The organism is Candidatus Zixiibacteriota bacterium (genome assembly GCA_040753875.1).
In the GTDB taxonomy this organism is placed as follows: Bacteria; Zixibacteria; MSB-5A5; order GN15; family FEB-12; genus DATKJY01.
On the sequence record JBFMDV010000022.1, the window covers coordinates 21,945 to 35,386 of the forward strand.

Consider the following 13,442-nt stretch of genomic DNA (forward strand, 5'->3'; position numbering starts at 1 on the left):
ATATCAACATTTTCGTCATTCCGCCGCGTGTCTTTATTGATCATGGCGCCTGCTATGGCTCTCCTGACCTGCCTGATCTGGCCGGGAGCATTCTCGTGCTCCCGGGAGCACGATTCGGAGCACGCGGGGAGGCCGATACGAGCATGGTCCGAACGTTTGTCCCCGCCTTAGACAAGAACCGTTTATTTATAGATTGACGGCGGCGGTTCCAGTGCCCAGATTCCGATGCAAAGCAATTGCCTTTTAAGACGTTAAGGGGATACCGGCTATGGCCAGGCTGTCGCGACAAACTCGTGAGAACATAAAGATAGGGATATTCATCGCCGTGGTGGCCCTTCTGCTCACCGTGTACGTGGTGTACCCGCTCAACCGCAGCAAGGAGCTTATGGGGCGGGAAAATATCGACGATTTCGAGCAGGACTCCGTGTCGCAAAACGACCCGACCCCGTTTGCCGAAAAGGGGCTGGTGATCGACACCGTTCGGATTGAAAGTGATGGTCTCACCAATCTCGCCTGTTTGTATGTGGCACCGGTTCAAACGGCCTCTCCCGCCCGCGGAACCGTCATTCTTATTCCCGACGAGCGACAGGACCGAAGAGCGCTGGTCGGCCTGGCGGCACGCTTGGCCGATACCGGGTTCGCCGTTATCACGTACGACCAGCGCGCCTCGGGTCTCTCGACCGGCCAGTTTCACGGTGAAGGGCAGCTCGAAGCAGGCGACTTGGAAGCTGTTATCGGTCATTTCGAACTTCGCGGAAAGATCCAGCATCCGCTGGTCGTGGTGGGGTTTTCGGCCGGCGCTGACGCCGCGCTGCTGGCCCGGCCCGAGGGGAGGCGAATCGATGACATCGTTGCAGCAAATCCATACCTGTCGACCGACCGAATGTTCGACCGGCTGTTCGATCGGCACGGCACTTTCTGGTACCCGTTTCGCACCGGAATCACCTGGTGGTGGTACAACATCCGGTCCGGCTACGCCGCTCCGTTCCGGAGCCGCGACAATATCACCGCCGCCACCAGCCGGACAATCCTCATCCTGCCGCCCGAACAGATCAATGATGCTGAGGTCACCCGTTTCAAGGAACTCTCCGGCGGGGAACTTCTGCAGGTACAGCCGGGTTCAAGCAGCGAGGAAGAAATTCTGGGCAGCGTCTTGCTGCTTACCAGCAAATAGACAGGGATATCTGTGCGACAGTCTATGTACGAACCAACCGGAGCCAACGCAAGGCCCGGTCGATCATTGTTCGTAGCCTATTTCCTGGCCTTCCTGACCATCCTTGCCCCTCTGCACAGCATCGCACATCTGCCTGCTTCGTGTTCCGACAACAGCGCTCTCGACAACGCATCGCTTGACAGTTCGCTCTGGCGACACGACCAGGACCGATGCCAGCTCTGCAGGACCGGCGGCCATCCGGAGTTCCTGCCGATGATCTATGCGACGCCGTTGCACGCGTCGATTACAGGTGCTGTGCCGGCGGTCCCGTCTATCCAACCGGCGAACACTTTGGCCGCGCCAACTTCACCCCGTTCTCCTCCGACATGGTTCACTTTCTGAACCTGAGTCGTTAAGCATCAACACAAGAACGAATGACGAACCACAGCGGCAACTGCCGCTTCGGTCCGTATGTGCATAGGAGAACGTGAATGAGAATACTCGTGTTTACGACTGTACTTCTGTCCGCCGGTGTATCGCTTGCATTAGTGCAACCCGATATCTCGGCGATCGGTGATTTCCGGGCATTCACCGGCAACTGGACCGATTCTTTGGGCAGCAAATCACCCCGGAACGGAAATCTGAACATGAAATTCGACGAACTCGAAGTGGTGATCGCCGGCTATCTGAATCCGTATGCCAAGGGTTGGATCACCGTGTCGTCGCCGGGAGATGGCTTTGAAATCGAAGAGGCCTACGCGACGGTTTTCCAGGGACTTCCGTTGAAATCTGAATTCAGGGCCGGACAATGGCTCATCGATTTCGGGAAGCTCAATATTTCACACACTCACGCCTATCCCTTCATCGATCGACCGCTAGTTCACCGAGTGTTTCTCGGAGGTGATGGCTGGAAAGATCAGGGTATCAACCTGAACATGGTTTTGCCCACACCGTTCTACAGCAAGCTTTCGCTCAGCGCCCTGAAAGGGAAGATATTCGAATCGGAGGAGCCGCCGGAAGACCCCCTTGACGGCCGGTACACGGAAACGCCCGTCTTTACGGGACGTTTCAGCATCTTCACGCCGGTCGGACAGAAGGGGAATATGGATATCGGTGTGTCCGGAATGTTCGGCAGATACAAGGGTCAGGGAGCTAATGGGACAGGCGACAGCACGAGCGGCTTTCGAAATCTGTATGCCAAGATGGCGGCGGTTGACGCCAAGTACAAAATCAGATGGAACGACTATACCAACCTGACTCTTCAAGGCGAGGCTATCTTCAACAAGCGTGACCTGTTCACCGACCAATTTGAGACCCGCTCCAATTGGGGGGCGTTCGCGTATGCCGATCTGCGGTTTCGCAAGCGGTACAATATTGGCGTGGCATTCGACCGTGTCCCAGGAATTTACGATAACGGCGAGGACGACTACGAACAGAATATTCCCGCCAGTCGTTTCAATACTGAGTTGGCCGCCTTCGACGAAAAGAACGCCAGCACCGCGATAACCATCTTCACCGGTTTTTCATTGCTGGAAGAAACGACGCTGTTCCGTCTGGCGGGCCGCTGGGTGTCCTACTCGATCAACGATTCGAAGCTGCTTGTCGATCCAAGCGAGACTTCCAAAAAGAGCGAGTTCACGCTGATAGCGCAGATGCTGTTTTCACTCGGTCCGCACAAACCGCATGACTTTTGAGGAGAACGATCATGAAAAGAATATGTATAGTCCTTATCCTCCTGGCACTCTTCATTGCCGGCATTGCAAATGCCAAAGTGAAAATCGTGGCGTCATCGTCGGACCTGGCGTCCATCGCGACGTTCGTCGGAAAGGAACTGGTCGATGTCACCGCTATCGGGCAGGGGAGATCGAATCTGCACTTTGTTGAGGTTTTGCCGAGCTACATGTATAAGGTCTCAAAAGCAGACATCTATCTGAAGAACGGATTGATGCTTGACCAGTGGGCGCAGAGTGTGATCGATGGCGCCCGCAACGGTAAACTGGTCGTAGTCGATTGCTCCAAAGGCATCACCGTGCTCGATAAGCCGACCGAGAGAGTCACAGCGCTCATGGGGGACATTCACCCCGAAGGGAACCCGCACTACTGGCTTGATCCACGCAACGGCAAGATCATCGCAGAGAATATTACTGACGGTCTCTGCACGGCCGACCCATCGAATGCGGCAACCTACCGGGCGAACCGCGACGCTTTCGACGTTCAGATCGACAAGAAATGGGACGAATGGCAAATGAAAGCCGCGTCCTTCAAAGGGACCGAGTTCATCTCGTACCACAGCACGTTTGTTTATTTCGCGAACGCTTTTGGAGTAACTGTGGCGGGGTATATCGAGCCGAAACCGGGAATAGAACCAACCGCTTCACACAACAGTGAACTGATCGACCTGATCAAGGCTCGGCACATTAAGGCAATTCTCCGCGAACCGTACTATTCGGCCCGGACCCCGGAAGCAATCGCCCGACAAACTGGCGCCACCGTGTATGAGGCGCCTTCATCGGTCGGAGGTACGCCAGAGGCCAGGGATTACTTGGCGCTGTTTGACAGTCTGATCGCCATTCTTGAGAAGGCCGCAGGATAACCATGCTGGAATTGTTGCAACAGCCATTTGTCGAGATCGGCATCACCGTGGCGCTGATTCTCGCGGGAATACACGCCTATTTGGGTTTTCACGTTGTCAGCCGAGGGGTCATCTTCGTTGACCTCTCACTAGCGCAGGCAGCCGCTTTCGGATATGTGGCGGCCATTTTCCTCGGCGTGAGAGAACACTCCTATGTATCATATCTCATCGCGCTTGCCTTCACCATGCTCGGCGCTCTGCTGGTTTCGATCTCACGCGACCGCAATGAATTGATCCCGCAGGAAGCCTTCATCGGGATCATCTATGCCGGATTCGCAGCCTTGGCGATCCTCTTCCTGGCTCATCTGCCCGACGGTACCGAGGTGATCGCCGAGATCACCAACGGTTCGATCCTCAGTTGTTCGCCGCGCGAACTGATCTTCGTGTCGTGTCTCTACTCGGCAGTCGGATTGTTTCACTACCTGTTTCGTGACAAATTTTTCCTGATCTCCGAAAGCCGGCAGAAGGCATCCTCCCAAGGGGTGCATACTACCCTGTGGGACTTCCTCTTCTACGCCTCGTTTGGACTGGTGGTGACCTCCTCAGTGCATCTGGCTGGTGTGCTTATGGTGTTCTCCCTGCTGGTTATTCCACCAGTGATTGCTCTGCTGGTCACCAGTAGCAAGGGGAAGCGGCTCGCACTTGGATGGACGGTGGCGGGAGTTGGGGCGATCCTTGGTATTCTTGGGTCACTCTCTTTAGACCTCCCCACCTCCCCCTCCATTATGGTGGCATTGATTGCCCTGCTGATACTGGCGGCATTGACCCGAAAACTGCTTCGGACAAAGCCGACGTGAGCCTTGTGCCGTACGCACACTGGGTTATATTCAGTAAGTGCATTCGTGACCGTGGTGGTCCCGTGTCGAATTGGAGTACCTGTCGATGAGTTCTGTTTCCATAGCCGAAGACGTCTACTGGGTCGGCGTGAATGACCCGGGACTTCGCCTCTTTGATATCATCATGCCGACTGAGTTCGGCACCACATACAACTCCTATCTCATCAAAGGCGAGAAGACCGCTCTGATTGACACCGTCAAGAAGGAGTTCACCGACGAGTTTTTCGCCAACCTGGCCCAGGTGGCCGCGATCGAATCGATTGATTATCTGATTGTCAACCACACCGAGCCGGACCACGCCGGCGCCATTGCGGAACTGCTGCAGAGAAATCCACGCGTGAAAATATATTGCTCCGGTGCGGCCGTGCCATTCGTGAAGGCTACCGTCAACCGGACAATCCAGATCGAAGTCGTAAAGGACGACCAAGTGCTGAACCTTGGCGGCAGGAAGCTCCTGTTCAAACTGATGCCGTACATGCACTGGCCCGACACCATGATGGAGTATCTGCCGGAGGACAAGATCCTGTTCTCATGCGATGGATTCGCTTCGCATCTTGCCGGTGAGTCGCTTCACTCCGACGAGTTGACCCACAACCTGGGGCATGAATTCCACTATTATTATGATTGTATCATGCGGCCGTTCGCCGGGCATATCAGGAGGAATCTGCCGAAACTGGATAGTCTCGATATCGCCATGATCGCAGCCTCGCACGGGCCGATCCTCCGCTCCAATCCCCGCAAGTGGATCGATCTGTACAAAGAATGGACGGCGGACCGGACGGCCGGAGCGGCGCGTGTCACCGTGTTTTATGCCAGCAACTATGGCAACACTAAAGAGATGGCCGATCTGTTGGGAGATGAACTGACCGCGCAGTCCTTTCAGGTCTCACTTATCGATATGGTGGAGATCGAAGAGAAACTGGCGCGGGATCTGATCGAATCCAGCAGCGCAGTTGTGATCGGAACCCCGACCTTCAACGGCGATGCCCCCAAACCGGTCTGGGATCTGGTGGGACTTTTCGCCACTGTGTACAATGTGGGCAAAAAAGCGGCCGTGTTCGGCTCCTATGGTTGGGGCGGCGAGGGACCGAAGCTGGTTCAGGACCGTCTGGCGGGCTTAAAACTCAGAGTGTACCCGGAACCATATCGCGCACGGTTGATCCCGTCGGATGAGGAAATGGCGAATCTGAGAGGGTACGCCAACGAACTGGCCAGGTTCTTCCACGGGTGATCGCTCATGATTTGCCGCCGGTCGACAGCACTCTATTGTAGAGAGTCAGCAGTCCTTGCATGTACCGTTCCCATGAAAACATTTGGGACCGCTCCCTCCCCTTCTCGATCATCTCACTCCGATACGGTTCGTCTTCCAAAAGGCGCGTGAGTGCTGCCACGCTCTGAGCCGGTGCGTCCGAGTCCACCAAAGTCGCAGCATCGCCGGCGACTTCGGCGCAGGCCGACCGATTGGACGTAATCACCGGTGATCCGGCCGCCATTGCTTCCAGCACCGGCATGCCGAACCCTTCCTCCCACGAAGGCAACAGCGTGCCGACTGCGTGATGGTATAGGGCGGTAAGGTCGGATGGCGACAGACGCGCGAATCGCATGAGACGATCCGAGGGGATGCGCACAAAATGCCGCGCAACGATTTCATCGTAGCCAAACCCTGGCTCCCCCACAACGACCAGCGAAAGATTCGGCACGCTCCGTACCGCATCGACAACATGGCCGAGGTTCTTCCTGTTCTCGATCCGCCCCACGAACAGCACATAGCGCAATGAAAGAACCTGTCGAACCGGTTCGCTGAGCTCGGTCGGCTGAACTGTTGGCGGGATCACCACACCGAGCGGTACGGCGTGACAAGTGCCGGCCTCGGCCAATCCCAGCGCGACCAGCCGCTGCCGGGTCCATTCGCTGTCCGTGACTATCATGTCGGAGCGCGCAATATCGCGCTTCATCCGTTTTGCCAGCTTCTTCTGATATGATTCACCCTGATATTCATTGGTTTCAAGCGACCAGACATCGTGAACGGTGTAGATGGTCTTGCGGCTCCGCACCGGCGGCAATCGGTGACACAACGCATGCACGATATCGTACGTCGGAGAGCTGATGCAGCTAAGAATCGTGCTGCGCCTGCTCGGGACGGATGTCTCTTTCAGGTTGTCTGGATGGCCGTGTCTGTACAGCGCCAATGATGACAAACCTGGATGACTGCCTGCCAGTTGCAGCGTGTGATAGCACGCCCGGGCTATCCCGCCATAGGGGGACACTGCCAGCGACGTTACCTCGTATGCAACACTGATCATCGGTTAACGAAGTTCGATGCATCCTCAAATGTCAAGAGATTCGCAAAGCTGTCGGTCATTACCCGATAACGGATTTACATACGGGCTTGGCTTTTGACATCCGATGGTGCGTGCGGGTCAATTCTTGGCGGGACCGGCAGCCGGCGCGAGGTGGTTGAGCAGTTCGATCACTGCCCCGGCATTGAATGGCTTCTGTAGATAGCTGTCGAACGGCGCACTCTGACCGGCCATCGCAACGGCCAGTTGTTCGGAGCCGATAAGAATGACCGGCGTGGCGGGGGACTTTTCCTTCACTCGGCGCGTCAACTCCAGTCCATCGAGCGACGGCATGTTAAACTCGGCAATGACCGCATCGAAGCGACCTTTGTCCAACTGGTCGAGTGCCTGCGGACCATCCTCAGCAGCAAACGGCACGTAATGGCCAAAACTGAGCGCCTCGATGAGACTGGTTCGGAACTCGGCATCACGCTCGATCACGAGAACGGTTCGCAGGGAACGAGTCTGCGGCTGCCGCTTGCGCTCAAGAGTGGCTTCGATAAGCGCCTCAATGTGTGAAATGCGGAACGGCTTGGCCAGGAAGCCGTCGGGCGATGCCTGCCCGATCATCTGGGGAGTAGCAAAACCGCTGATGAACAACACCGGCATCTCCGGGTAGTGACGGCGCACGCGTTTAAGTAATTGGATACCGTCAAGGTCCGGCATCTTGATATCGGTCACCATCAATTCGAACACCTGTTCTTTGAGCAACTCCAGCGCCTTCACACCGCCGTGCGCCGCTGTTGTCCTGTACCCCAGCGCCTGTAGCGTATCGACCAGCAGATTCAGCAGGTTGAGATCGTCGTCGACAACGAGCACGTGGGCTTTGGAACCGTTCGTCATAATCACGACCGAATGATCTTTAGGAGTTCCTTTGTTTTCGCCTCCAGCAACTTCCGGCTGTTGGCCTCGATATTAAGTCGCAGCAATGGCTCGGTGTTCGATGGTCTCAGGTTAAACCACCAGTCATCGAACTGGACCGTGAGCCCGTCGATGGTGTCCTGTTTACCCGACGCATAGGACTCTGTCACCTGTTGTATCTTAACGGGAATTGATTCCACCCGGCTGTTGATCTCGCCGGAGCGGAAATATGGGTCGATCACCTGTACCATTTCATGCAGAGGTGTTCCCTCAACGGAAATGAGCTCAAGACAGACGAGGAACGCGATCAATCCGGAGTCGGCGAACCAGTTGTCGCGGAAATAGAAGTGTCCGGAATGCTCGCCGCCAAAGATGGCATTGTTCTTTTTCATGAGCGGCTTGATCAGCGCATGACCGACCCGCGTGCGAATCGCATTGCCCCCCAGTCGGGTGACCAACTCTGGTACCGCCCGCGAGCAGATGAGATTGTAGAGGATCGTTTCCCGGGGATGTTTACTTAACAGCGACTTGGCCACCAGCGCCGTCACCATATCGCCGCCCAACTGGCGACCATCCTTATCTACAAGGAACATCCGGTCAGCATCGCCATCAAATGCCACACCAAAATCAGCCTTTGTCTCGGCGATTTTCTTCTGAAGGTCCCGCAGATTCTCCAGTTCAATGGGTGACGCCGGATGATTCGGGAAACTCCCGTCAAGTTCAAAAAACAGACGCGTAACTTTGACCGGCAGATGCTTGAGTACCGGCGGCAGTGTTGCTCCCGCCATGCCGTTACCGGCATCGATAACGATAGAATACGGCTTCACTTTGGTAACATCGATAAACGACAGACAATGCCTGGCGTATTCCTCGCTGATATCCCGGCGAACCACCATCCCTTTTGTCGATGCTTCGCGAAGCCAAGTCCCCTCCTGAATCGCCTGTAACATCTGATTCAGACCTTCCGAACCGGAAAGCGGCTCGGCGTTCTTGCGGCATATCTTGAAGCCGTTGTACTCTTTTGGATTATGACTCGCCGTTATCATGACACCGCCGTCGTAGCCGAACTTCCCCACTGCAAAATAGAGCGCATCGGTGGAGATAAGTCCGAGGTCGATAACGTCAACGCCGCTGTCATTGATTCCCCGAATGAGTTGTTCCAGTAGCTCGTCGGATGAAAGGCGCATGTCCCGCCCAACCGCAATCGTTCTGCACTCGAGATAGCCGGCCAGCGCGGCGCCAATCTGGTACGCCACCTGACCATTCAACTGTCTTGGGTAAGTTCCGCGAATATCGTATGCCTTGAATATAGATGGATCTACGGGCATGGGTATGGTGTCCTTCAATTCCTCACTGACCTTTTCCGCCAGTATCGGCTCCTCCTGTCGATTCCCCTATAGTACATTCGGCGGCCAAACGCAACTTAAAACCTTCGCTTAAGTCCCCGACCATCAACGAGTTTGCGGCTTCGTCTTTTTCGTACAAAGTCTGGTTTTCCGTATGCCGATACTAAGGGTATCGAGCATTTTCCCCCCTCAAAGGAGTAATCGATGAGAAGGTACGCCCTGCCTGCTACTATGACTGTTTTCATTGTAAGTTTGGCCCTTTTGGTCTCCGGGTATCCGTCAGATTTCTTTCAAGCGCGGATCCATAGCGTGGTAGGTTGGGTTCCGAAGTCCGCTTCGGACGAGAAACCTGACATGGAAGATTCGGCCATTCCAGTTTGTAGGTCAAAACCCCAACAGAGGATCTATGGGGGAGGGGGTTTTGACAATTCGGGAGCATCGGAGGCGGGAGATGTCAAGACCCCAACCCCGGGTTGGTCCCCTGATGGGGTCTTGACCTACAACTACCCGACCAACCGATCGGTTCGAATCGAGTACAGTCTCCCGAAGACATCCAGTGTCGATATTTCGGTATTCAACGTGATGGGCCAATGGGTCGCCGACTTGTCGCGCGGCGAGCAGCCGGCCGGACATCACACCGTACTTTGGAACGGTGCCGACTCTTTCGGCCGCCCGGTCCCTCGTGGCACCTACATCTTCCGGATGCGGGCGAATGGATACGAGCAGATAAATACAATCGCCATGAAGTAAATCGAAGGTCGGGTTCCGAGGTCGCTTCGACCGAGAAACCCGACCTCACTGTTGTCCCGTTGTGTCAGGTCCTGCCGTCCGCCACAGGCGGACGGTGTGACCTGACACTCTCCTTGCCTACTTCAACAACAACATCTTCCTCGTCTCCACAAACTCCCCCGCTTGCAGACGATACAGGTACACGCCACTGGCTGCCTCTGCGCCATCCCACCGAATGGCATGGTGCCCCGCCTCCAACGTCTGATCGAGCAGCGCCGCCACTCTCTGCCCAAGCACGTTGAACAACTCCAGCCGCACCTCCGCCGCCACCGGCAGATCAAACGATATGTCGGTACTCGGATTGAACGGGTTGGGGTAGTTCTGGAAGAGGGTGAACAAGCCTGGGAGTTTCTCTTCGCTCTCGTGCTTATAGGCAATGTTCTCTATATCCGAAGGAATGCTGCCTGCGGGCAACATTTTACCGTAGTTGATAAAGCCTCCAATCAGGTTGGCCCCGATGTACGAGCGCAGGGGACCGTAGTGATCATACTCGGGCATCCAGCTATCCGGCAGCCACAGCACTTCCGTTCCAGGCTCGTTAATCAACATGTCGCAATAGGTGATGGCCTGACTGACAGTCATGCTGTCTTTAGTGATCGCCTGTGTTTGGCTGATCTTACACGCTGCAACATTCAGCATCAACGCCACAAGTTCGGCTTTAGCCAAACGCTTGACAAACGGTTCCTCGGTGACGACCGGCCAGAGCGGCAGCAAATCCTTGAGCGCAAGCAAACTATCGTTTTGCGTTGCCGGTTGCGGCACGGTGTAGATTTCAACAGAATTCAATCTATTGTCATTGAAATGCTGGCCAATCAAACTCGCGAAGCGCGAGAAGTCAGCGCGGGTGTACTGCTCCGGCTTATTCCAGAGCGCCTTCTGCAACTGCATCCCCCAAAAGCCACGCGACCGGGGCACAGATGTGATTTGCGCAGGAACTAGCGTGAAGTTCACATCGACCACGTCACTACTTCCGTCGACAACGACGGTCTTGATCGAAGTGTCACAGGTGAATCCGAGAGGTGGAATTACGGCGACATGATACTCGCCGGCCATCAGCTTGCCGGTCTGGTCGAGCCTGTCGGCATCTGTGAAGAGTTGTACAACAAGTGAATCTCGAGCGTCGTAAACATCCACTGCGACCCCCGTTGCTGAGAAGTCAGCTTCAATAGTTACCGAAATCTGAATGTGTGCACTGTCACTGGTCGACGTGGGAAGAAGCCGCGTATCTATGTGACTATCTCCATCACGGTCAATCTCCATTACAAAATTCTGCGATCCGGCCGCTATGTCGTTAAGTGTCGCGGTGGTAGTAGGAGTGCACTCTATGTTTTCATATCGGACTTCTACCGTTTGGGCGTCGTGCATAGGTAGGAACATTGAAAACGAAAACATCCCACTCTCGCGACCGAGTAAGCTTATTTGATAAGCGGAACTGGGAGGTAGTACCAAGGCTTTGGAGTGATCGAGCATGGTGCCCGATGCATATGGCGTTTGAGTAACGACACTCCCATCGAGGTAAACGATATTGGAGTTGCCTCTATCGTCTACCGCCTGCAAGTCCATTGGGGAGCACAAGAGAAGCCCTATCCCACCACCAGGAATATACTGACGTAATGGCAACATGGAATACTGACGCAGAGCAACACATCCATCTACAAAGACAGAGGCACATCCAGCATTCTCAAGGAATTCCGTTTGCACTGAACTAATCACACCCAAGACCACGCCCAGAGCCTGCAGTGATCTATCCCATCGCCAATTGTGTTGATTGATATAGTCGCCGACATTGTCATTTACGCAACCCATCGCCGAAGTGAGTGCTCTGAATACACAGTTGCCCCTTTCTTCCGCACTCAGGCTCTGGTCAAGGGCACAGGCCCCTTCTGACTGCAGTGTTAATATACATTCGTCAAATCGAGACAGTGCATCTGCTGTCATTCCAAGCATAGCCATCGCCCCCTTTGCCTCGTCCAACCCCGTGGCTACTATACTGATAAGTTCGAAGGCACAGTTTGAGAGAGCATCTGGGTTCGTGGCAACGGTGAAGTTTGTGAAGTAGTTGTCTATAGAAATCTGATCGCTTCCGTCAATCGGTGTGGTTCCGTCAGTTGAAGAAAGTTTCAAATATATTTGGTCAGTGTAATGCGGCGATACGAAGGTAATTGGGCTCGACCAACTTACTCGACCTTCTCGACCGCTGGGGCCAATAGCGGGGATGCGCAGTGTCGACGTGTGTGTTTCTCTGACAATCGATTCGCCTAGCCCCCATATCTTGCACCAGAATGAGTTTACGACCCCCTGATCACATCTGTCCAATACAAACAACGAACACACGACGTCAACTGGGGATGACCACGCATCGCCAATGTTTCTGACCACAAACGAGAGGTCTTGCGGAACACCGCAGGTAGCACCGGTCGGTAGTTCGCTGTTTCCAACCAGGGATAGTTTGGAGTAAGCCACCCCCCCGCACCCGCTCACGTCCATCAAGTAGATATCCCCGTCCGAACAAGAACTGAAAGCGATCTTCGTGCCATCCTCTGACCATGAGGGCCACGTAGCCCCCTTGCCAAAAGTGATTTGCTGCGGAGAGCTGCGATCGAGATTTATGGTCCATAGATCACCTTGTCCACACGGCGGGGCAAAACTTGGCGCACCAAAGAAGACCAGCTTCTGGCACTGGTTTGGAGACCAGTCCAGACCGCCACCGCCATCATTTGAATTGTTGATCCGAGTTGATACTTGGCGCTTTCCTGAACCATCAACTGCGCTCGCCACCCACACGCCGTAATTGCTGTAGCTCTCGTACGCAACTAACAGACCATCTTTTGAAAGCCGTGGGTGTGCGCCTCTGATGTTCAGTGGAGCATTCGTTCTAGTCAACAGGTTGAAACGGTACAAGTAGTCGCCGAGGTAATAGATGAGAAAGGTTCCATCAGGTGATAGCTGCGGATCGGAACCAGTGACAACAAACTCACTCGTTGCGGAGCCAATTCGTTTGCGGTAGATTCTCGGCTCCGCTCTTACCGTGTAATACAGCCAGTTATCCGAACTGAGAACAGGCTCGGATTCATGGGCAGGAGCATCCGTGAGTCGTTCTGGTGTCCCCCCTTCTGCAGGAACCCGAAAAATGTCGAAGTTCCCATACAGGTTGGAAGAGAAGAGCAGATACTGTCCGTCCGGTGTCCATCTCGACTCCGTCTCAAATGCAGTCGGATCATTTGCACCCGCAAGCTTGGCGGGAGTTCCGTAAGAAACCTGACCGCTCACACTCCCGCCGAAACAGGCAAGGAGTATGAACAAGAGGGCCATAAGCCCTTTGCGCAGCATTACATACCCGTGTGCCATCGCACACCTCCTTTAATTGGGTAAGACGTTTTCCTTGGCGGCCACGGTGTGACCGCCTGGGTTCTCTATATAAAGGAATAGTGGCAATGGCTCAGGTTTGCCGGAGCAGATCGCAGATTTTTTTACAGAATTGTGAAG

The 13,442-nt window shown here is 54.8% G+C and carries 11 protein-coding genes; 7 read left to right on the top strand and 4 right to left on the bottom strand.

All coding sequences use genetic code 11. From position 1 onward, the window contains the following. The first annotated feature begins 268 nt into the window (after positions 1 to 268). From AB1644_07370 to AB1644_07395, 6 genes are all read left to right on the top strand, one after another. The gene (locus AB1644_07370) at positions 269 to 1,174 is read left to right on the top strand and encodes an alpha/beta hydrolase (GenBank protein MEW6050865.1); all 906 of its coding nucleotides are present in this window, start codon (positions 269 to 271) and stop codon (positions 1,172 to 1,174) included. Positions 1,175 to 1,198: 24 nt separating this feature from the next. Further along, the gene (locus AB1644_07375; protein ID MEW6050866.1) at positions 1,199 to 1,555 is read left to right on the top strand and encodes a hypothetical protein; all 357 of its coding nucleotides are present in this window, start codon (positions 1,199 to 1,201) and stop codon (positions 1,553 to 1,555) included. Between the two features lie 89 nt (positions 1,556 to 1,644). Further along, positions 1,645 to 2,847, top strand: a complete 1,203-nt coding sequence (locus tag AB1644_07380) for a hypothetical protein (GenBank protein MEW6050867.1) — start codon at positions 1,645 to 1,647, stop codon at positions 2,845 to 2,847. Between the two features lie 11 nt (positions 2,848 to 2,858). Next, entirely contained in the window at positions 2,859 to 3,746 is an 888-nt protein-coding gene (locus AB1644_07385; protein MEW6050868.1) for a metal ABC transporter substrate-binding protein, read from the top strand. A gap of 2 nt (positions 3,747 to 3,748) precedes the next feature. Then, positions 3,749 to 4,582 (top strand): metal ABC transporter permease, encoded by an 834-nt coding sequence (locus AB1644_07390; GenBank protein MEW6050869.1) that lies wholly within the window; start codon positions 3,749 to 3,751, stop codon positions 4,580 to 4,582. 85 nt (positions 4,583 to 4,667) lie between these two features. After that, the gene (locus AB1644_07395; GenBank protein MEW6050870.1) at positions 4,668 to 5,852 is read left to right on the top strand and encodes an FprA family A-type flavoprotein; all 1,185 of its coding nucleotides are present in this window, start codon (positions 4,668 to 4,670) and stop codon (positions 5,850 to 5,852) included. 4 nt (positions 5,853 to 5,856) lie between these two features. Here the strand turns inward: AB1644_07395 and AB1644_07400 are convergent, their stop codons facing one another. The 3 genes from AB1644_07400 to AB1644_07410 form a co-directional block, all read right to left on the bottom strand. Then, a complete protein-coding gene (locus AB1644_07400; protein MEW6050871.1) occupies positions 5,857 to 6,924 on the bottom strand; it encodes a glycosyltransferase family 1 protein in 1,068 nt (355 codons plus the stop codon). 117 nt (positions 6,925 to 7,041) lie between these two features. After that, on the bottom strand, positions 7,042 to 7,803 hold the full coding sequence (locus AB1644_07405) for a response regulator (GenBank protein ID MEW6050872.1): 762 nt from the start codon (positions 7,801 to 7,803) through the stop codon (positions 7,042 to 7,044). Positions 7,804 to 7,805: 2 nt separating this feature from the next. Next, positions 7,806 to 9,149, bottom strand: a complete 1,344-nt coding sequence (locus AB1644_07410; protein ID MEW6050873.1) for a phosphomannomutase/phosphoglucomutase — start codon at positions 9,147 to 9,149, stop codon at positions 7,806 to 7,808. A 510-nt stretch (positions 9,150 to 9,659) separates the two neighbouring features. On the opposite strand from AB1644_07410, the gene AB1644_07415 reads away from it, so the two are divergent. Continuing rightward, a complete protein-coding gene (locus AB1644_07415; protein MEW6050874.1) occupies positions 9,660 to 9,917 on the top strand; it encodes a FlgD immunoglobulin-like domain containing protein in 258 nt (85 codons plus the stop codon). Positions 9,918 to 10,034: 117 nt separating this feature from the next. On the opposite strand, the gene AB1644_07420 is transcribed toward AB1644_07415, so the two are convergent. Beyond that, positions 10,035 to 13,304, bottom strand: coding sequence for a T9SS type A sorting domain-containing protein (locus AB1644_07420; GenBank protein ID MEW6050875.1), 3,270 nt, complete (start codon positions 13,302 to 13,304; stop codon positions 10,035 to 10,037). Between the last annotated feature and the right edge of the window lie 138 nt (positions 13,305 to 13,442).